Source organism: Rathayibacter sp. AY1C1 (genome assembly GCF_002932105.1).
In the GTDB taxonomy this organism is placed as follows: domain Bacteria; phylum Actinomycetota; class Actinomycetes; order Actinomycetales; family Microbacteriaceae; genus Rathayibacter.
Genome location: NZ_PSWH01000012.1, coordinates 46,481 through 66,080, shown reverse-complemented (window position 1 = coordinate 66,080; position 19,600 = coordinate 46,481). Strand labels below are relative to the sequence as shown.

Genomic DNA, 19,600 nt, shown 5'->3' with positions numbered 1-19,600 from the left:
CGCGTCCGCGGCTCGGACTCCCTGCGCGTCAGGCCGCTGCGGCCAGCGCGCGGGAGGTGTGCGGGCCGACGCCGGCCTCCTCCGCGTCTCCGAGATCGGCGAGCGTGTCGACGTCCAGCCTCAGCGTCGACGAGCCGGGCAGCACGACGACGGCGCAGCCCGCGTCGCGGTGCCGGGCCAGAGAGCCCGGGCCGAACGCCGGAGCGACGAGGGCTCCGGCCGCCAGCAGGAGCGCCGTGGTGCCGCTCCCTTCGCGGTCCGGGACGACGGCCGGGAGCGACCGCGTCGCGAGCGCCTCGGAGAGGTCCGACGGCAGCAGGGCGGGCAGGTCCCCGGTCAGCACGATCACCGGGGCGCCCGGCCGGCGGTGGAGGGCGGCCTCGGCTCCCCCGGACACGGCGGCGTCGAGGGTCCCCGGGTCGGGCACCACCACCAGCTGCGGGTGCTCCGCCCGTGCGCGGTCGGCCGCACCGGCGTCGGAGGTGACCAGGAGAAGGCTCGCCACCGGCTCCGCGGCGGCCACGGCGGCGAGCGTGTCCAGGAGGAACGCCTCGGCCAGCGCCGCGCGGCCCGGCACGTCGAGGCGCGTCTTCGAGCCGCCGCGGCCCTTGAACACGACGACCGCGCTCCAGCCGGTCACGCGCGCTCCTCGCGCGAGGCTGCTCCGGCCGCGAAGCCCTCGGCGAAGGCCTCGTCGGCGCCGAGGCGGAACATGTCGTCGGGGCCCGTGCGGGTCAGCGTGCGGGCACCCGGGCTCTCGACCCTCGTCACCAGGCGGGCGAGCCCGCGGACGACGGCGACGGGGCGTCCGCTCGCCTTGCCCTTCACCAGGTCGCCGAGCGCGGCGATCTCGTCCGCGACGGCCGGCATGGTCACTCCCAGCGTGCGCCCCAGGGCGTCGACTCCGCCGCGGAGGTCGTCGATCACGAGGACGCCGGAGGCCCCGATGGCCGCGTCGGTCTGCCCGACCCGCCACGCGCGGCCCAGGGTGTCGCTGACGAGCACGCCCACCTCCACGCCGAGCCGCTCCCGGAGGCCCGCGCAGAGGGCCCGCGCCGAGGCGTCCGGGTCGAGGGGGAGGAGGAGGACCGTCCCCTCCGCGACGTTGCTGGCGTCGACTCCGGCCGCCGCCTGGACGATCCCGAGGCGGTTCTCGACGATGCGGGTGACGCCGGAGCCGTGCGCCCGGGTGGCGACGACGCGGACGGTCTCGGCCGTGATCGCGTCCTCGCGGTCGGTCGCGGCGACGACGCGCCCCTCCGCCTTCGAGACGATCTTGCTCGTGACCACGAGGATGTCGCCGTCCGCGGGCCGGTCCTCCTCGGCGGCGGCGGCGACGGCCTCGAGGATCAGCTCGAGCAGGTCGTCACCGGGAGTCACCTCCGGGATGCCGTCGAGGGCCCAGGCCTGCACGCGCGTCTCGCTCACCGGTCCATTCTCCCGGCTGCCGCGGGCGCACGGGTCCACGGCCCGAGATCACCCGAGTGGACGATCGGCGGCGCCTCAGCCGGCGGCGAGGTACGCGGCGACCGCGGGCGGCACGTAGGGGGCGACGTCGCCGCCGAGGGAGGAGACCTGCCTCACCAGCGAGCTCGACACGTGGGCGTGCGCGGGATCGGGCAGGAGGAACACCGTCTCGACGTGCGCGAGGTTGCGGTTCACGATCGCCATGGGGGTCTCGTACGCCACATCGACCTGCGAGCGGATGCCCTTCACCAGGATGCTCGCGCCGACGTCGGTGCAGTAGTCGACGAGCAGGCCCATGCTCCACGAGGCGACGACGATCCGTCCCTCGACGCCCGCGTCCGCGATCGACTGCTCGATGAGCGAGACGCGCTGGGCGATCGGCAGCAGCGCGGTCTTGGCGGGGTTGTGCACCACCACGACGTGCAGCTCGTCGACCAGGCGCGCGGCCCGCTCGATCACGTCGAGATGACCGAGGGTCACGGGGTCGAAGGAGCCGGGGACGACGGCGATGCGGGCCATGCCGACAGAGTAGCGGGCGGGCACCGCCTAGCTCTTGGCGAGGAACTCCCGGTCGCGGTCCTGCACGCGGCGCTCGAGCGCGGCACGGAGCCGGTCGTGCGCGGCGAGCGACGGGTCCTCCGCGAGGAGCCGCTCGGCCAGCGCCCGCGCCTCCACGATCACGTCGGCGTCCTGCACCACCCGCAGCAGGCGGAGCGACGAGCGCCCGCCGGACTGCGAGTCGCCCAGCACGTCGCCCTCGCGGCGCAGCTCGAGGTCGACCTCGGCGAGCGCGAAGCCGTCGAGCGTCGCGGCGACCGCCTCCACCCGCTCGCGCGCGACCGTCCCCGCCTCCGCCGCCGTCACGAACAGGCACACCCCCGCGACGCCGCCGCGCCCGATGCGCCCGCGGAGCTGGTGCAGCTGCGAGACCCCGAACCGCTCCGCGTCGAGCACGACCATCATCGAGGCGTTCGGCACGTCCACGCCGACCTCGATGACCGTCGTCGACACCAGGACGTCGATCTCCCCCGCGGCGAAGGAGCGCATCACGGCGTCCTTCTCCTCCGTCGTCATCCGCCCGTGCAGCGCGGCCGACCGCCGCTTCCCGAGCAGCGGATGCGCGCGCACGCCCTCGAGCGTGGCCGCGACGGTCGTGAGCGGCGCGGCGGCGTCCTCCTCGGGCGGCTGCGCGCCCTCGGCGGGCTCCCCCGGCTCGATCGCCGGGCAGACGAGGTAGACCTGGTGGCCCGAGCGGATCTCCTCCTCGGCGCGCTCCCACGCCCGCGCGATCCACGCGGGATGGTCGGCGAGCGGGACCACGTGGCTCGTGATGCCGGGGCGCCCGGCGGGCAGCTCGCGGATGGTCGAGGTGTCGAGATCGCCGAAGACCGTCATGGCGACGGTCCGCGGGATGGGCGTGGCCGTCAGCACCAGCACGTGCGGCGGGGTGGCGCCCTTCCGGCGCAGGGCGTCCCGCTGGTCCACGCCGAAGCGGTGCTGCTCGTCGATCACGACGAGGCCCAGGTCGTAGAAGGAGACCGCGTCGCCGAGGAGGGCGTGCGTGCCGACGACGATCTTCGCCGTGCCCGAGACGATCCGGAGGAGGGCAGCGCGGCGCTGCGCCGCCCCCAGCCCGCCGGTGAGGAGGGTCGGCACCAGCTCGGCCGCGAGCTCCGGGCCGAGGGTCCTCGCGATCGAGCGGAGGTGCTGCCCCGCGAGCACCTCGGTGGGAGCGAGCAGCGCCGCCTGCCCGCCGCTCTCGGCCGTGGCGAGCATCGCCCGGAGCGCGACGAGGGTCTTGCCGGAGCCGACCTCGCCCTGCACCAGCCGGGTCATCGGGCTCTCGGCCGCCAGATCGGCGGCGATCTCGTGCCCCACCGCGGTCTGGTCGCCGGTGAGGGCGAAGGGCAGCGCGGCGTCGAAGCGCTCGAGCAGCCCGCCGGGGCCGGGCACGCGGGCGGTCGCGGGGCTGCTGCGCGCCGAGGCCCGGCGCTCGAGCAGGGCGAGCTGCAGGAGGAACGCCTCGTGGAAGCGGAGCGTCTCGCGCGCCTGCGCCTCCTCGCCCTCCCGCTGCGGGCGGTGGATCAGCTCCAGCGCCTCGCCGAGGCCCAGCAGCGAGCGGCCGGCGCGCACCTGCTCGGGCATCGGGTCGGGCACGTCGCGCAAGCCGTCCAGCAGCACGCCGATCGCGGCCTGGAGCTGCCAGCTCGAGAGCGCGCTGGTCGCCGGGTAGATCGGGATCGGCCGCTCGGCCCAGTCCTTCGCGAGCTCACCGCCTCCCGTCTCCGTCGCGGCGGCCTCCTCGTCGTCGAACAGACGGTAGTCGGGATGCGTGAGCTGCGGGGTGTCGCGGAACATCGAGACCGTGCCCGCGAAGATCCCGCGCACGCCGCGGTGGAGCTTCGCCGCGCGCCAGGGCTGTCCGAAGAACGTCAGCGAGAGCGTGCCCGAGCCGTCCGAGATGACGACCTCGAGCAGGGTGCCGCGCCGGTTGCGCATCGGCCGCTCGCGCACCTCGCGGACCTCCGCCACGATCGTCACGCTCTCTCCCACGGGGAGACGCGAGAGCGCCGTCAGCTCGCCCCGCTTCGCGTAGCGGCGCGGGTAGTGGCCCAGGAGCTCGCCGACCGTGCGGTACCCGAAGGCCTTCTCGACCGCACTCGCCGTGCGCGGCCCGATCAGCGGCGCGAGCGAGGCGTCGAGGGGGTCCGGGATCACCTAGCGATCATAGGTCGGACCTCGGACGCGCGAGCCGGGCGACCGGGTCCAGCGCCGAGCGGGGCACGACCGACGCGAGCACCCGACGACCGGCACCCGCGGAGCCGCGGAGCGCGGCGGCCACGGCGGTCGCGTCGTCCCACGCCTCCGACTCGCTCGCGGACGGCGAGTAGCGCCGGCGCTCGACGCGCTCCCGGAGCCCCTGCAGACGTGCCGCCGCTCCGGGGTCGAGGGCGGGAGCCATGCGGGCCTCCTGCGCGCGCGGAGACTCCGTGCCCTCCACGGGGACGCCCAGGTCGCGGGCGGTCGCCAGCAGCTCGGCCCACGCGGCCTCGACGGAGCCGGAGCGCGCGGACCGGCGCCGCAGCGCGCGCTGGACGGCGCGCATCAGCCAGGGGACGAGCACGAGCAGCAGGAGCAGCACCCAGAGCGTGGCCGCGGGAGCCGCCGTGGTGCTCGAGGCGCCGACGGCACCGGGGGTCGGCGTCGCCGACGCGGCCGTCGGAGTGGGTGTCGCGGCGGGAGCGCTGGTCGCACCGGGCGCGGTGGTCGCGGTCGAGCCCGGGGCGGTGGGGCCCGAGGAGGCCGTCGCGCTCGGCAGGGTGTAGGAGGCCGGAGCGCCGCGGCTGGGCGTCGGCTCGAAGGGCAGCCAGCCGACTCCCTCGAAGTACAGCTCGGGCCAGGCGTGCAGGTCGGAGGAGAGGACGCGGTAGGTGGTCAGGTCGCTGCCGCCGGAGGGCACGACGGAGCCGGGCTGGTAGCCGATGGCGAGCCGCGACGGGATCCCGAGCTCGCGCGCCATCACCGCCATCGCCGAGGCGAAGTGGACGCAGTAGCCCTCCTTCGTCGTCAGGAACGCCGAGAGCACGCCGACTCCGTCGCCGTCGTAGCCCTCCTCCGCGGGGGTGTCCTCGGAGTAGCGGAACTCGGACGAGCGGAAGTACGTCTGCAGCGCGCGCGCCCGGTCGTAGGCGGTCGGAGCCTCCGCCGTGACCTCCTCGGCGGTGGTGCGGACGATCTCGGGCACGTCGTCGGGGAGCGAGAGGTACCGGTCGACGCCGGACGGCGCGGGCGCGGCGAGCAGCTGCTGCGGGTCGGGCTCGAGCCGCAGCGCCTGCACCTGGTAGTCGTCTCCGGAGCGGGTCGTCGCGTCGCCGCGGATCGAGCCGTCCTGCACGTCCTGGAGCCAGCCGTCGCCGACGCCCGTCAGCGACGAGACCGGATACGGCACGGGGAGCCACTGGCTCCGCAGCGTCTCCACCGAGACGTCGACCTCCTCCGCCTCGCGCGGCACGCTCTCGGAGAGCCCCTCGGGCGCGATCGGCGCCTCGATCGGAGCGGTCTGCTCCGTCTCGCTCGGCGCCCAGTCGTCACCGTCGAAGTCCGAGACGGTCAGCACGCGGAGGTAGACGGGCAGGTCGGAGTCGGTGGCGTAGCGCAGCACGGTCACGGGGTTCGGGCGGCGCAGGTCCGCGCCGAGAGCGACCACCGGGTCGATCGCGCCGTTGAAGAGGCTGCCGGAGACGCCCGAGGGGGCGGTGGTGCGCGCGTAGCCTGCCGCCGACCCGGCGACGACTCCCGCGCCCAGGACGACGACGGTCACGGCCGCGAAGGCGGGCAGCACGGCCGCGGCCGCGCTCGGGCCGCTCGGGCGGCGAGGGGCGGCCGTGGCGGCGAGCACGCCCGCGTAGGCGAGCGCAGTGACGACGAGGCTCGCCCAGGACACCTCGGAGGGGTCCACGATCGCCGGCACCGCGAGCAGCGCCGCAGGGAACAGACCGGCCAGGGCGGGGAGGCGGACGGAGAAGGCGAACAGGTCGGCCGCCCAGGCGAGCACGACCACCCCGCCGATCAGGAGGAACGAGATGCCGTCGTCGGCGATGGCCGGGAGCCCCTGCTGGGCGATGGACTGGAAGCCGCCCTGCGCGAGCGCCTCCGCCTGCGCGACGGCGCCGGGCGTGGGGATCACGAACAGCAGGGCCCGACCGGGCACGAACATCGCGGTCAGCACGCCGACCATCGTCAGCGTGCCGAGGATCGGCGGGACGACGGGGTGCATGCGCAGAGCCCGGGCGGCGGCCGGGACGCCGAGCACCACGGCGACCGCGCTCGCGAGGAGCACCAGCCAGTCGACGCCGACGAGGAGCCGCCCGATCCCGGCGGCGGCGGCCGTGATCGCGAGGAAGAGCAGACCGCTCAGAGGAGCCGACCCGGCGCGCGGATCGCTCTCGACGCGGCGGCTCACGCCACCACCCGCAGAGCGAGGGCCTGCGCCCACGCCTCCTCGACGGAGGCACTCGGGTCGACGGACACCGCGTACCAGCCGAGCGAGGCGAGAGCCGCCTCCTCCTCAGCGGTGCCGGCGACGACGAAGGCGATCGCGGGGCGCGACTGCGCGGCCAGGGAGCCGAGGGCGTCGAGGTCCGACTCGAGGAGTCGGGTGAGGACGGCGAAGACCGGTCGCACTCCCCCGGTGTCGCGCATGTCGGCCGAGATCCGGGTCACCGCGTCGACCGACTCGCGCGAGGGCGCCAGCTCGGCCAGGCGCAGCAGCACGTCGTGCGCCACCTCGCGCTCGTCCTCCGAGTGCTCCGGCTCGCCGTCCGCACCCGTCTCGACGAGGTGGGTCTCGAAGCCGCGGTCGAGCAGGTGCACGGCGAGGGAGGCCGTCATCGACACCGCCCACTCGAGCCGGTCGTCGCCGCGCCGCTCGAGCACGCGCTCGGCCCGGGTCTCGAGGAGGATCCACGCGTGCGGATCGGTGTTCTGCTCGTCCTGGCGGACCATGAGCTCACCGGAGCGGGCGCTCGCCCGCCAGTGCACCCGGCGCATGGCGTCCCCCGGGCGGTAGTCGCGCGGGATCACGTCGTCCGTGCCGGCGCCGGCCGTCGCGTGCGCGACCGGGCTCGATCCGCCTGCTCCGTGCGCGTCCAGGACGTCGCTCTGGAGCGGCACGACCCGCGGAGTCACGACGAACGGCTGCGCAGCCCCCACGACGCTCTCGCGGAGCGCGAGCCCGAGGCCGTCGCCGCGCACCAGGCGCAGCGGGCCGATGCGGTGGATCCCGCGCCGCTCGGCGGGCAGACGGTAGCGGGCGCGCACGCGGCCGCCCGACGGGACGCCCGGCAGCCCGAAGACGCCCTCGGCGACCGCCCGGCCGACGACGACCCCGCGCTCCACGCGCTCGAGCCGGTCGTGGGCGCGCGCCCCGCTGCGGACGGCGCGGCCGCGGTTCTCGAGCAGCACGTCGACCTCCACCACGTCGCCGGCCGCGACGGTCTGGGGAGCGAAGCGGCGCTGCACTCGGAACGACGCCGGCGCCAGGAGCAGGGAGACGAGCGCGCCCAGGGGCAGGCCCAGCAGCACCAGGCCGACGAACAGCAGCTCGCGGAACTCTGTCAGCGGCGCGATCACCACTCCCGCGACGCCCAGCAGAACGAGCGCCCAGCCGCGCAGCGTCAGCGCGACCCCGCGGAGCGCGGGCAGACCGCCGAGACGGGACGACGGCGTCTCGGCGGCGCGGGCCTCAGTCGCCACGGTTGCCGAAGGGGACGGGGGTGGCCGCGACGATGCGCTGCACGATCTCGGTGACCGAGTGCGAGGATCCGGCGCCGGAGCGGCCGGGGAGGCGCGTGGCGGGCAGGAGGCGGTGGCCGAGCACGGGGACGGCGAGCGCGTCGACGTCGTCCGGCACCACGAAGTCGCGGTCGCTGAGGGCGGCGAGAGCCTTCGCGGCGGCGATCAGCTGGAGCGTGGCGCGCGGGCTCCCCCCGAGCCGCAGCTCGGGGTCGACCCGCGTGGCCTGCATGATCGCCACCACGTACTCCTGCACGGGTGGTGCGACGTACACGGAGCGCACGTAGGCCATCATCCGCTCGAGCTCGGCGAGGCCCACGACGGGCCGCAGCTCCTCGAGCGGGCTGGCCGAGTCGCGGGTGCGGATCATCTCGAGCTCGGCGCGCTCATCGGGGTAGCCGAGCGAGAGGCGGGCCATGAAGCGGTCGCGCTGGGCCTCGGGCAGCGAGTAGGTGCCCTCCATCTCGACCGGGTTCTGCGTCGCGATCACGGCGAAGGGGCGCGGGAGGAGGTGGGTGGTGCCGTCGACCGAGACCTGGCGCTCCTCCATGCACTCCAGCAGCGCCGACTGCGTCTTGGGCGAGGCCCGGTTGATCTCGTCGCCGATCAGGATGTTCGCGAAGACCGGGCCCGGCTTGAACTCGAAGTCGCGGGTCGCCTGGTTGTAGACCGAGACCCCCGTGACGTCGGAGGGGAGCAGGTCGGGCGTGAACTGGATGCGCGCGACGCTGCCGCCGACCGAGGCCGCCAGCGACTTCGCCAGGACCGTCTTGCCGGTGCCGGGGACGTCCTCCATCAGGAGGTGCCCACCGGCGAGAAACACCGTCAGCGCCATCGAGACCTCGGCCGACTTGCCGTCGATCACGCGGGTGAGGTTCCCGAGGACGGCGCCGCAGTGCGCCGTGAACTCCTCGCGGGTCAGGGGCGTCTCGGGAGCCGCTCGGCGGCCGACAGCGGAGCGGGTGTCTTCGAGCGACGTCATAGCTAGGGATTCTCGCAGTCCTGACGGGAAAAGGGTCCAGGTTCCGAGAGTTCGCAGTGTGCCGCCAGGCGGGAGCGCGCGGCGGCCGCCGGACGCCGTGGGCAGGGGTGCCGCCCTATGCTCGATCCGGTGACCAGGATCATCGCCGGATTCGCCGGCTCGCTCACCCTCCGGGTCCCGCGCGCGGGCACCCGCCCCACCAGCGACCGCGTGCGCGAGGCCGTCTTCTCGGCCCTCGAGGCCCGGGACGCCCTCGACGGCGCGACGGTGGTCGACCTCTACGCGGGCTCCGGCGCCCTCGGGCTCGAGTCGGCCAGCCGCGGAGCGAGCGCGGTCGTCCTGGTCGAGCGCGACCCGAAGGCCGCCCGGACCGCGGGCGAGAACGCACGGGCGATCGTGACCGCGGCTGCCAAGAACAAGCGGCCCGCCCCGCGGATCGAGGTGGTGACCGGCTCGGTCCGCTCCTTCCTCGACGGGTCCCCGGCCCTCAACACGGACACGGTGTTCCTCGACCCGCCCTACGACCTCGGCGAGGACGACCTCGCCGCCGATCTCGCCGGCGTGCTGCCGCTGCTGCGCGAGGACGCGGTGGTCGTCGTGGAGCGGAGCTCCCGCAGCCCGGAGCCGCGCTGGCCCGCGGGTCTGGAGCGGGAGCGGAGGAAGGACTACGGCGAGACCACGATCTGGTGGGCTTCACCGGCGTCGCCCGTCTCGCCCGCTTCCTCCGCGGCCGGCTGACCGGCCTCAGCCCGCCGCGCCGTCCCAGCCGAGGTACGGGTCCCAGCCCCCGCGCCCCTCGAGCGCGACCCCGCCCAGGCGCACCTCCGGGTCCCCCTCGCGGACGACCCCGAGCGGGACGAAGCCCTCCGGCAGCGCCGCGGCGGGCGGGAAGCACGCGAGCATCGCGTGGTCCTCGCCGCCTCCCAGCACCAACGCCCTCGCCAGGTCGAGGTCCACGCCCTCCACGCCCGTGAGCCCGCGCGCGTGCACGTCGACCGCCGCGGCATCGAGGTCGATCGCCACTCCGCTCGCACGCGCCATCCGACGGGCGTCGAGCACCACGCCGTCCGAGACGTCCATCATCGCGGTGGCGGTCCCGCCCGCGGCCTCGCCCGCGGAGATCGGCGCGGTCGGGCGCAGCTGCGCCTCGAGGAGGGACGGATGCCGCTCGCGGAGCCGGGCGGCGAGGTCGGCCGACGGCTCCCCGTCCCGCCGCGCCTGCTCGAACAGCAGGCGCAGCCCGAGCCCCGCTCGTCCCAGCGGACCGGCCACGGCGAGCACGTCCCCCGGCCTCGCACCGCTGCGGAGCACCGGCGGTCGTCCGTCGAGCGAGCCGAACGCCGTGATCGAGAGCGTCAGCGTCGCGGAGGCGGACAGGTCTCCCCCGACGACTCCGCATCCCGGCGCCATCGCGGCGCAGCCGGCGGCGAGGCCGCCCGCGATCCCCTCCAGCACGTCGACGCCCAGCGACTGGGGTGCCGCGAGCGCGACGACGAGCCCGGTGGGACGGGCCCCCATCGCCGCGACGTCGGCGAGGTTCGAGGCCGCCGCCTTCCAGCCCAGGTCCGCCGGGCGCGACCAGGCCAGCCGGAAGTCGGGGCCGTGCACCATCATGTCCGTGGTCACCACGAAGCGGCCGTCGGGAGCGCGCAGCACCGCGCAGTCGTCGCCGGGCCCGACCAGGGTCTCCGCGCCCGGGCCGCCGAGCCGGGCCAGCACCCTCGCGAGCACCTCGCCCTCGCTGAGCTCGGCCAGGGTGGGACTCCGATCCTCTGCCATGGTTCACACGCTAGCGTTGTCGGCGATGTCCCCCCGCCGACTCCGCTCCCCCCTTCTCGCCGCCGCCGCCGCCGTCCTGCTGCTCTCGGGCTGCTCGGCCAGCGTCGCCCTCGAGCCCGCCGCCGATGCGACGAGCACCGGCTGCGCGGAGGTCTCGGTGCGCCTGCCCGACGTGGTCGCGGAGCAGCCCGAGCGCGAGACGAACGCTCAGGGCACCGCCGCCTGGGGCACCCCGGCCGCCGTCATCCTCCACTGCGGAGTCGAGGTGCCCGGCCCGACGACGGACCTCTGCGTGAACGTCAGCGGAGTCGACTGGATCATCGACGAGACGCAGAAGGACGAGGACATCTACACGCTGACCACCTACGGTCGCGATCCCGCGGTGGAGATCACCGTCGACCAGAGCCGCGCGTCCGGATCCTCCGCCGCGCTCGACCTGGCGAACGCCGTCTCCTACGTCCCGCAGACGCGCGAGTGCACCGACGTCTCGGACGCCGACACCCTCGATCCGACGGACACGCCCACCGGCTGAGCTTCAGCGTCAGACGCCGAGGGCTCGACTCGCTGCGGTGAGCGCACCATCAAAGGTCGCCCCCAGCTCGCGCGCGCGGGACGCGAACACGGCGGCCGCGGCCTGCAGCTCGCGCTCCAGCGCGTCCACGCCTCCCGCGACGACCGTGCCCGCCCGGCCGCGCGTCTCGACCAGGCCCGCCGACTCCAGCTCCCGGTAGGAGCGGGCGACCGTCCCCGCGGCGACGCCCAGCGTCTCGGCCAGCGCGCGCACCGGCGGCAGCCGCGTGCCGACCGGCAGCTCGCCCGCGGCGATCAGAGCGGTGATCTGCTCACGGATCTGCTCGAAGGGCGCCGCGGCCGCGCCCGCCTCGACGCGGAGCGCGAGCGCCGACGTCATCGGGCGGCGACCGGGACGCGGTCGAGCGCCGAGTCGAGCAGCTCGCTGATCAGGTCCGGGTAGTCCACGCCGCTCGCGCCCCACATGCGCGGGAACATCGAGACCGGCGTGAAGCCGGGCATGGTGTTGATCTCGTTGACGACGAAGCCGTCGGCGGTGAGGAAGAAGTCGACCCGGGCGAGGCCCTCGGCTCCGATCGCGTCGAAGGCGCGGATCGCGAGGGACCGCATCTCGGAGAGCTCGCCGTCGGTGAGATCGGCCGGGCAGACCAGCTCGATGCCGGACGCCCCGAGGTACTTCGCCTCGAAGTCGTAGAAGCCGCGGCCGGTGACGACCACCTCGCCGGCGACGGAGGCGCGGGCCGGAGCACCGCGGCGGCCGCCGAGCACGCCGATCTCTACCTCGCGGCCGACGATGCCCGACTCGATCAGCACCCGCGAGTCGTGCGCGAACGCCTCCTCCAGCGCGGCCTCGAGCTGCTCGCGCTCGTCGATCCGGCTGACGCCCACGCTCGAGCCGGCCCGCGCCGGCTTCACGAACGCGGGCAGGCCCAGCTCGTCGAGGGCCGAGGAGGCGTCGCCCGGGTCGGCGCGCCACTCCGCCTCGGTCACGAGGTACCAGGGCGCCACCGCGAGGCCCGCGGCCCGCAGCACCGTCTTGGTGAAGTGCTTGTCCATGCCGAGCGCCGACGCGAGCACGCCCGAGCCGACGTAGGGCAGCCCGACGAGCTCGAGCATCCCCTGGACGGTGCCGTCCTCGCCCCACGGGCCGTGCAGGATCGGCAGCACCACGTCGACCTCGCCGAGCGAGCGCGTCGCGCCGTCCTCGGTCGTCACGGTGAGCTCACGCGAGAGGGCCGACTCCGGCCAGCGCACACGGGAGCCGTCGTCCTCGACGCGGGGCAGCGACGCGGCATCGAGAGCGAACTTCTCAGGACGGTCCTCCTCGAGCACGAAGGCGCCGTCGGAGGTGATCCCGACGGGGATCACCTCGAAGCGGTCACGGTCGATCGCCCGCAGCACCCCGGCCGCCGTTGCGCAGCTGATCGAGTGCTCGCTGGAGCGCCCCCCGAACAGAACGGCCACGCGGAGCTTGCTGGTCATCGAGGTTCCTCTCACCCTGTGGCTCGTCCGAATCCGTGGTCAGGTGCGGCGCGATGTCCTTCGGATCGAGCGTACCGGCGAGCACCTGCGACACCTGCTCGACGATGGGCATGTCGACTCCCCTGGCGCGCGCCAGCTCGAGGACCGGCGCGACGGAGGCGAGCCCCTCCGCCGTCTGCTGCATCGACTTCACCACGTCGGTGAAGCTGTAGCCCTGGCCGAGCAGGCGCCCGGCCGTGTTGTTGCGCGAGAGGGACGAGCTCGACGTCGCGATGAGGTCGCCGAGCCCAGCGAGTCCGGCCATCGTCTCGGCCCGTCCGCCGTACGCGACCGCGAAGTCGGTCATCTCGGCGAGACCGCGCGTGATGATCGATGCCTTCGTGTTCTCGCCGTAGCCGACGCCGTCGACGATGCCGATCGCCACGGCGATGAGGTTCTTCAGCACGCCGCCGAACTCGGTGCCGATCACGTCGGTGTTGACGTAGGAGCGGAAGTAGCGGTTGGTCGCCGCGAGAGCCACCTCCTGCGCGGTGACGAGGCTCTCGGAGGCGATGACCGCCGCGGTCGGCTGCTCCTTGGCGATCTCGAGGGCGAGGTTGGGCCCGGAGGCGACGGCGATCCGGTCGAGAGAGACCGGCAGCATCTGCGCGATCACCTCGCTCATCCGCTGGCCGGTGCCCTTCTCGACGCCCTTCATCAGGCTCACCAGCACCGTGCGCTCGGTGAGGAACGGCGTGATCGCCTCGAGGTTGCTCCGCAGCGACTGCGACGGGATGGAGAGGTAGACGTGGTCCGCGCCCTCCAGCGCCTCCTCGATGCGCGGCGTGGCCCGGATGTTGCGCGGGAGGTTGATGCCGGGGAGGTAGTCGCTGTTGCGCTTGGCCTCGGTGATCTCGCGGGCCAGCTCGGCGCGGCGCGCCCACATCACGACGTCGGAGCCGCCGTCGGCGAGGATCTTCGCGAACGTGGTGCCCCAGCTGCCGGCGCCGAGGACGGCGACGCGGCGGGGCACGGGGATGGGCGCCTTCCTACTGCTCGGACTCAAAGCGACCCGTGCCCTTCTGGTTGTGCTCGGAGGGGTTCCAGCGCTTCTCGGGCGCCGCCTCGCCGCGCAGCTCCTCGAGCAGGGCGGTGATCGCCGCCATCACGACCGCGGAGGCCTCGTTGAGTGTGGCGGAGTCGAGGCTGCGTCCGCGGAAGGCGGACAGGTCGACGGGGTCGCCGACGATCACGTCGACGCGCTTGCGGCGGAAGAGGGTGATCCGCTTGGAGTAGCGGCCCATCAGCTGCTGCGCGCCCCAGTGCGCGACCGGGACGACAGGCAGGCCGTACTGCAGCGCCATCCGCACCGCTCCCGTCTTGCCGCGCATCGGCCAGAGCTCGGGGTCGCGGGTGAGGGTGCCCTCGGGGTAGATGATGACCGAGCGGCCCTCGTCCACGAGAGCCTTGGCGGTCTTCAGCGGCTCGCTGCCGCGGACCGAGCCCGAGCGCTCGACGGGGATCTGCCCGGAGCCGCGCAGGATCGAGCCGAGCACGGGCACCGAGAACAGCGAGGCCTTGGCGAGGAAGCGCGGTGCGCGGCCGGCGCGCCACAGGGTCCAGCCCGTGATGATCGGGTCGATCTCGGTGTAGTGGTTCGGCGCGAACACGAAGGCTCCGGTGCTCGGGATCTTGTCGCCGTTCCGGATCCGCAGGTCGACCGAGGCGGTCATCACGGGGATCACCGCCGCCGCGAGGAACCAGAAGATGGACGGACGGCTTCGCTCAGACACCCGCCCATCCTCGCATCCCGCATCGGAGGGGCCGCGTCCCCACGCCCGGGAGCAGCGGGGCCCCGCGGTGGGAGGAGCGGCCCGGCCGCCGGGTACGGTACCGGCACGCCCCGTCCGCGTCGCCGCCCGTCGCCGTGGGACGCCGTCGGCCGAGCGCTCGGCCGCCTCGCCGACTCGCCGATCGCGCAGTCCGGCCTGGTGCTCCTGCTCGTGTGGGGAGTCGTGCTGCTCGCCACGCAGGCCGGACGCGACGCGGCCGCGCTCGGCGACGGCCTCCTGCTGACGCTCGCGGTCCTCGTCGGCGGCTCGGCGGCCGTCGCCCTCGTGATCGGCGGGGTCGACGCCCTCTGGCGCGTGGCGGTGGCACCGCTCGCCCACGTCGAGGCGGAGGCGACCGGCGGCGTCGCGGTCCTCGGACGCGGCCGGCTCGGAGCGGGCCTCCGTCGTGTCGAGCCGCGGTTCCCGCTGCCGACGCTGCGGCCCTACGCGGTGGTCGTGCCGCGCCGCCGGGGACTGACCGTCTCCTTCGGCGACTGGGGCGTCGTCGTGCCCTGGGCGCGATCGCGCGGCTGGAGCGGCGGTGGGTGCTGGTGGGCCTGCGTCCGCGCGAGGCCCTCGAGGTCGTCCTGGCCGGCACGCGGCGCGGACGCCTCACGCTGGTCCTGGTCGAGTCGCCCGGACCGCTGAGCCTCCGGCCCGCGCCGGAGACGACGCTCGCGCTCCTCGAGAAGCGGATCCGGGGACGCCTGGAGGAGGACGCGGAACCGCCCGCGTGGGGCGCGCCCGGGCGCGACAGGACCCCGGGCCGCTGAGGACGGTCGTCCTCAGCGGCACCGGGGTCCCGGTGGGCGGCTACGCGTCGAGCGAGAAGTCGGCGCCCAGCAGCTCGAGCTTGGTGAGGAAGTTCTCGTAGCCGCGGCTGATGATGCCGACGTTCGAGACCGTCGAGGTGCCCTCGGCCGAGAGCGCCGCGATCAGGTGCGAGAAGCCGCCGCGCAGATCCGGCACGACGATGTCGGCGCCGTGCAGCTTCGAGGGTCCCGAGATCACGGCCGAGTGCATGAAGTTGCGCTGCCCGAAGCGGCAGGCCTGCCCGCCGAGGCACTCGCGGTGGATCTGGATGGTCGCGCCCATCTCGACGAGCGCGTCGACGAAGCCGAAGCGCTGCTCGTAGACGGTCTCGTGCACGATCGAGACGCCCTTGGCCTTCGTGAGCGCCACGACCAGCGGCTGCTGCCAGTCGGTCATGAAGCCGGGGTGCACGTCGGTCTCGATGATGACCGGCTTGAGCTCGCCGCCCGGGTGGTAGAAGCGGATGCCGTCCTCGGCGATCTCGAACGCGCCGCCGACCTTGCGGAAGACGTTGAGGAAGGTGGTCATCTCCTGCTGGCGGGCGCCGCCGACGAAGATGTCGCCGTCGGTCGCGAGGGCCGCGGCCGCCCAGGAGGCCGCCTCGTTGCGGTCGAAGAGCGCGCGGTGGGAGTAGCCGGTGAGCCGGTCCACGCCCTCGATGCGGATCACGCGGTCGGTGTCGACCGAGATGATGGCGCCCATCTTCTGCAGGATGTTGATCAGGTCCATGATCTCGGGCTCGATCGCCGCGCCCGAGAGCTCGGTGATGCCGGAGGCGCGCACCGCGGTCAGGAGGACCTGCTCGGTCGCTCCGACGCTCGGGTAGGGCAGCGACACCTTGGCGCCGTGCAGGCCCTCGGGTGCCGACATCCGGATGCCCGAGGGCAGCTTCTCGACGACGGCGCCGAAGTTGCGCAGCACCTCGAGGTGGTAGTCGATCGGGCGGTCGCCGATGCGGCAGCCGCCGAGGTCGGGGATGAACGCCTCGCCCAGGCGGTGCAGCAGCGGGCCGCAGAAGAGGATCGGGATGCGGCTGGAGCCGGCGTGCGCGTCGATGTCGGCGAAGTGCGCGGACTCGACGTTGGAGGGGTCGAGGATCAGCTCGCCCACCTCGGCGCCCTGCTTCACCTTGACGCCGTGGACTTCGAGCAGGCCCTTCACGACGCGGACGTCGCTGATGTCGGGCACGTCGCGGAGGGTGGAGGCGGTCTCGCCGAGCAGCGCCGCGACCATCGCCTTGGTGACCAGGTTCTTGGCCCCCTTGAGCTCGATCCGGCCCACCAGCGGTCGCCCGCCTTTGATGGTGATCCGCTCGGTCGTCATTCCCACCCGTGCTCCCGACGCCTTGGCGTCCTGCAGGGCCTTGGCGTCCTGAAGAAGTGTGTTCACGCTATTTCACCGGCAATGTCTTGGGCCGCCAGCTCTCGCGGCGGGTCTCGAATTCGGAAATGAGCGCTTCGTCGCGCAGGGTCAGGCCGATGTCGTCCAGGCCCTCGATCAGGCGCCATCGAGTGTAGTCGTCGATCTCGAAGTCGAAGGTCTCGCCACCGGCGGTGACCGTACGCGCAACCAGATCCACCGTCGGTTCTATTCCCGGGGTGCCCTCGATGATCTCCCACAGCCGCTCGACGTCGGGCTCCGAGACGACGGCCGCGAGCAGTCCCTGCTTGCCGGCGTTGCCCCGGAAGATGTCGCCGAAGCGGGGGGAGATGACGACCCGGAAGCCGAAGTCGCGCAGCGCCCAGACGGCGTGCTCGCGGCTGGAGCCGATGGCGAAGTCGGGGCCGGCGACGAGGATGCCGGCGCCGCGGTAGCGCTCCTGGTTGAGGACGAAGTCCGCGTCCTGCCGCCAGCCGTGGAAGAGCGCGTCCTCGAAGCCGGTCTTCGTGATGCGGCGGAGGTAGATGCCGGGGAGGATCTGGTCGGTGTCGACGTTGGCGCGCTTCAGTGGCGCGGCGAGGGCCGTGACGGTCTCGAACTTCTGCACGGTCAGACTCCTGCTCTCTCGCGGACCGGCTCCAGATCGGAGGGACTGGAGAGGGTGCCGCGCACGGCCGTGGCCGCGGCGACGAGGGGCGAGACGAGGTGGGTCTTCGCCCCCTTGCCCTGACGACCCTCGAAGTTGCGGTTGGACGTGGAGGCCACGCGCTCCCCCAGGACGAGCTGGTCGGTGTTCATCCCGAGGCACATCGAGCAGCCGGCGAAGCGCCACTCCGCGCCGAACGCGGTGACGATCCGGTCGATCCCCTCGGCCTCGGCCTCGAGCCGCACCCGGGCGGAGCCGGGGACGACCATCACGCGGACGCCGGGGGCCTTGGTGCGCCCCTCGACGACGGCAGCGAAGGCCCGCAGGTCCTCGATCCGCGAGTTGGTGCAGGAGCCCATGAAGACCACGTCGACCGGGATCTCCTTCATCGGCGTGCCGGGCTCCAGCGCCATGTACTCCAGCGCTCGCAGAGCGCTGGCGCGCTCGTTCGGATCGTCGAGGACGTCAGGGTCCGGTACCGCCTGCGAGAGCGAGACGCCCTGGCCGGGGTTCGTGCCCCAGGTGACGAACGGCTCGAGCGCGTCGGCGTCGATCACGACCTCGGCGTCGAACACGGCGCCCTCGTCGCTCGGCAGCGTCCGCCAGTAGGCGACCGCGGCGTCCCAGTCCTCGCCCGCCGGAGCGTGCGGGCGGCCGTGCAGGTAGGCGAAGGTCGTCTCGTCCGGCGCGACCATGCCGGCCCGCGCACCCGCCTCGATCGACATGTTGCAGATCGTCATCCGGCCCTCCATCGAGAGCGCGCGGATCGCGGAGCCGCGGTACTCGAGGATGTAGCCCTGGCCGCCGCCGGTGCCGATGCGGGCGATGACCGCGAGGATGATGTCCTTGGCCGTCACCCCCTCCTTCAGCGTGCCCTCGACCGTGATCGCCATCGTCTTGAAGGGTTGCAGCGGCAGCGTCTGCGTCGCCATCACGTGCTCGACCTCGCTCGTGCCGATGCCGAAGGCGATCGCGCCGAACGCGCCGTGCGTGGAGGTGTGCGAGTCGCCGCAGACCACCGTGACGCCGGGCATCGTCAGGCCCAACTGGGGGCCGACGACATGCACGATGCCCTGCTCGACGTCGCCCAGGGAGTGCAGGCGGACGCCGAACTCGCCGGCGTTGCGGCGCAGCGCGTCGATCTGGGTGCGGCTGATCGGATCCTCGATGGGGCGTCCGATCTCGAGGGTCGGCGTGTTGTGGTCCTCGGTGGCGATGGTGAGGTCCGGCCGGCGCAGCGGGCGCCCCGCGGCACGCAGGCCGTCGAACGGCTGCGGGCTGGTCACCTCGTGCAGCAGGTGCAGGTCGATGTAGAGCAGGTCGGGAGCGCCGTTCTCGCCCGCGACGACGACGTGGTCGTCCCAGACCTTCTCGGCGAGGGTGCGCGGCTTCTCGGCTCTCCTGCCGGTCCCTGCTCCACTCGACGCGGGCGCGGCTGTGCCGGGTGTGGTCTCGATCATGACGGTTCCTTCTCCTCCTGGAGTCGCTGCTCGGCCGGGCGAGGCACCGCGACGAGGGAGGCCGTCAGTTCGAGGTCTCGTCGCGGCACGGAAGGAGGTGCGGGCCACTCAGCATGGACCGAGAATAGCACCGCGCTCCCCCGCCTCCCGGGCGGGCGCGGCACGGAGTCGCCCGGCTCAGGCGCGGGCGTCGAGCACGGCGTCGACGACGACGACGGTGACGTTGTCCCGTCCGCCGGCCTCGACCGCCGCACGCACGAGCGCCTGAGCGAGGTCGGCAGGGTCGCCGGAGTCGCGGCGGGCGAACAGGGCGGCGATCCGCTGGTCGGAGAGCTCCTTCGTCAGCCCGTCGGAGCAGAGCAGGTAGCTGGCGCGCGGCACGACGGGCAGCGTCCAGACGTCCGTCTCGACCTCCTCGTCGGCGCCGAGGGCGCGGGTGACGATGTTGCGGTCGGGATGCGACTCCGCCGACTCGGGGGTGAGCAGGCCGGCCGAGACGAGCTCCTGCACGGCGGAGTGGTCCACCGTCAGCTGCTGGAGTTCGGCACCGTCCCAGCGGTAGACGCGGGAGTCCCCGACGTTGAACAGCGCCCAGCGGGCCGGGCCCGCGGGCTCGGGGAGCACGAGCATCAGCCCGGTCAGCGTCGTGCCGCAGAGCGCACCGCCCACGTCGAGCGCGCGCACGGCCGTGTTGGCGCCCTCCACCAGGTCGAACACCGCGTCCACCGGACCCAGGCTCGTCGGCCGGTTCTCGCGCAGCGCCTCGACGGCGGCTGCGCTCGCGAGGTCCCCTCGTGCGTGCCCGCCCATCCCGTCCGCGACTGCCAGGAGCAGCTCGTCGGCGAGGAGGGCGTCCTCGTTGACGCGGCGGACGGCGCCGACGTCGGTGCTGCTGCTGACGGCGAGCCGCAGCGCCCCCTGGGGCAGGTCGACCGTGGTCGTCGTCATCGCGGGA

General features: G+C 74.0%; 19 protein-coding genes. 3 read left to right on the top strand and 16 right to left on the bottom strand.

The window, feature by feature from the left end:
• Positions 1–28: 28 nt before the first annotated feature.
• From cofC to C5C71_RS07855, 7 genes are all read right to left on the bottom strand, one after another.
• Entirely contained in the window at positions 29–640 is a 612-nt protein-coding gene (cofC, locus tag C5C71_RS07885) for a 2-phospho-L-lactate guanylyltransferase (RefSeq protein ID WP_104225626.1), read from the bottom strand.
• A complete protein-coding gene (gene cofE, locus C5C71_RS07880) occupies positions 637–1,428 on the bottom strand; it encodes a coenzyme F420-0:L-glutamate ligase (RefSeq protein ID WP_258065562.1) in 792 nt (263 codons plus the stop codon). Before cofE ends, cofC begins: the two co-directional genes overlap by 4 nt.
• Before the next feature lie 75 nt (positions 1,429–1,503).
• The gene (coaD, locus tag C5C71_RS07875) at positions 1,504–1,986 is read right to left on the bottom strand and encodes a pantetheine-phosphate adenylyltransferase (protein WP_104337471.1); all 483 of its coding nucleotides are present in this window, start codon (positions 1,984–1,986) and stop codon (positions 1,504–1,506) included.
• Between the two features lie 27 nt (positions 1,987–2,013).
• On the bottom strand, positions 2,014–4,185 hold the full coding sequence (locus C5C71_RS07870; protein ID WP_374953730.1) for an ATP-dependent DNA helicase RecG: 2,172 nt from the start codon (positions 4,183–4,185) through the stop codon (positions 2,014–2,016).
• A 7-nt stretch (positions 4,186–4,192) separates the two neighbouring features.
• On the bottom strand, positions 4,193–6,430 hold the full coding sequence (locus C5C71_RS07865; RefSeq protein ID WP_104337470.1) for a DUF3488 and transglutaminase-like domain-containing protein: 2,238 nt from the start codon (positions 6,428–6,430) through the stop codon (positions 4,193–4,195).
• Positions 6,427–7,722: a DUF58 domain-containing protein gene (locus C5C71_RS07860; RefSeq protein WP_104337469.1), complete on the bottom strand. Its 1,296-nt coding sequence runs from the start codon at positions 7,720–7,722 to the stop codon at positions 6,427–6,429. The genes C5C71_RS07865 and C5C71_RS07860 overlap by 4 nt, the downstream gene beginning before the upstream one ends.
• Positions 7,712–8,743 (bottom strand): MoxR family ATPase, encoded by a 1,032-nt coding sequence (locus C5C71_RS07855; protein WP_104225624.1) that lies wholly within the window; start codon positions 8,741–8,743, stop codon positions 7,712–7,714. The genes C5C71_RS07860 and C5C71_RS07855 overlap by 11 nt, the downstream gene beginning before the upstream one ends.
• A 129-nt stretch (positions 8,744–8,872) precedes the next feature.
• Between C5C71_RS07855 and C5C71_RS07850 the strand changes: the two genes are divergently transcribed.
• Entirely contained in the window at positions 8,873–9,481 is a 609-nt protein-coding gene (locus C5C71_RS07850; RefSeq protein ID WP_104223136.1) for an RsmD family RNA methyltransferase, read from the top strand.
• 6 nt (positions 9,482–9,487) lie between these two features.
• On the opposite strand, the gene thiL is transcribed toward C5C71_RS07850, so the two are convergent.
• Positions 9,488–10,522 carry a thiamine-phosphate kinase gene (gene thiL, locus C5C71_RS07845; RefSeq protein WP_104225623.1) on the bottom strand — a complete coding sequence of 345 codons (1,035 nt, stop codon included), beginning with the start codon at positions 10,520–10,522 and terminating at the stop codon, positions 9,488–9,490.
• A 25-nt stretch (positions 10,523–10,547) separates the two neighbouring features.
• Here thiL and C5C71_RS07840 point away from each other — a divergent pair, with 25 nt between their 5' ends.
• Positions 10,548–11,054 (top strand): DUF3515 family protein, encoded by a 507-nt coding sequence (locus C5C71_RS07840; protein ID WP_104337468.1) that lies wholly within the window; start codon positions 10,548–10,550, stop codon positions 11,052–11,054.
• A 9-nt stretch (positions 11,055–11,063) separates the two neighbouring features.
• Here C5C71_RS07840 and C5C71_RS07835 read toward each other — a convergent pair whose 3' ends face one another.
• The 4 genes from C5C71_RS07835 to C5C71_RS07820 are packed head-to-tail and all read right to left on the bottom strand — an operon-like array spanning position 11,064 to position 14,307.
• Positions 11,064–11,432: a GntR family transcriptional regulator gene (locus C5C71_RS07835; RefSeq protein ID WP_104337467.1), complete on the bottom strand. Its 369-nt coding sequence runs from the start codon at positions 11,430–11,432 to the stop codon at positions 11,064–11,066.
• On the bottom strand, positions 11,429–12,535 hold the full coding sequence (locus C5C71_RS07830) for a D-alanine--D-alanine ligase family protein (RefSeq protein WP_104223094.1): 1,107 nt from the start codon (positions 12,533–12,535) through the stop codon (positions 11,429–11,431). Before C5C71_RS07830 ends, C5C71_RS07835 begins: the two co-directional genes overlap by 4 nt.
• Complete coding sequence (locus tag C5C71_RS07825; protein ID WP_181027083.1) at positions 12,432–13,547, bottom strand: NAD(P)H-dependent glycerol-3-phosphate dehydrogenase; 1,116 nt, start codon at positions 13,545–13,547, stop codon at positions 12,432–12,434. Before C5C71_RS07825 ends, C5C71_RS07830 begins: the two co-directional genes overlap by 104 nt.
• Positions 13,548–13,563: 16 nt before the next feature.
• Entirely contained in the window at positions 13,564–14,307 is a 744-nt protein-coding gene (locus C5C71_RS07820) for a 1-acyl-sn-glycerol-3-phosphate acyltransferase (RefSeq protein WP_258068674.1), read from the bottom strand.
• A gap of 198 nt (positions 14,308–14,505) precedes the next feature.
• Between C5C71_RS07820 and C5C71_RS07815 the strand changes: the two genes are divergently transcribed.
• Positions 14,506–14,994 (top strand): hypothetical protein, encoded by a 489-nt coding sequence (locus C5C71_RS07815; protein ID WP_104337466.1) that lies wholly within the window; start codon positions 14,506–14,508, stop codon positions 14,992–14,994.
• 165 nt (positions 14,995–15,159) lie between these two features.
• Here C5C71_RS07815 and murA read toward each other — a convergent pair whose 3' ends face one another.
• From murA to C5C71_RS07795, 4 genes are all read right to left on the bottom strand, one after another.
• On the bottom strand, positions 15,160–16,482 hold the full coding sequence (murA, locus tag C5C71_RS07810; protein ID WP_181065666.1) for a UDP-N-acetylglucosamine 1-carboxyvinyltransferase: 1,323 nt from the start codon (positions 16,480–16,482) through the stop codon (positions 15,160–15,162).
• Between the two features lie 67 nt (positions 16,483–16,549).
• Positions 16,550–17,146 (bottom strand): 3-isopropylmalate dehydratase small subunit, encoded by a 597-nt coding sequence (gene leuD / locus C5C71_RS07805; RefSeq protein ID WP_104324183.1) that lies wholly within the window; start codon positions 17,144–17,146, stop codon positions 16,550–16,552.
• Between the two features lie 2 nt (positions 17,147–17,148).
• Positions 17,149–18,645, bottom strand: coding sequence for a 3-isopropylmalate dehydratase large subunit (gene leuC / locus C5C71_RS07800; RefSeq protein WP_104223088.1), 1,497 nt, complete (start codon positions 18,643–18,645; stop codon positions 17,149–17,151).
• A 177-nt stretch (positions 18,646–18,822) separates the two neighbouring features.
• The gene (locus C5C71_RS07795) at positions 18,823–19,593 is read right to left on the bottom strand and encodes a PP2C family serine/threonine-protein phosphatase (RefSeq protein ID WP_104223087.1); all 771 of its coding nucleotides are present in this window, start codon (positions 19,591–19,593) and stop codon (positions 18,823–18,825) included.
• Positions 19,594–19,600: the final 7 nt, after the last annotated feature.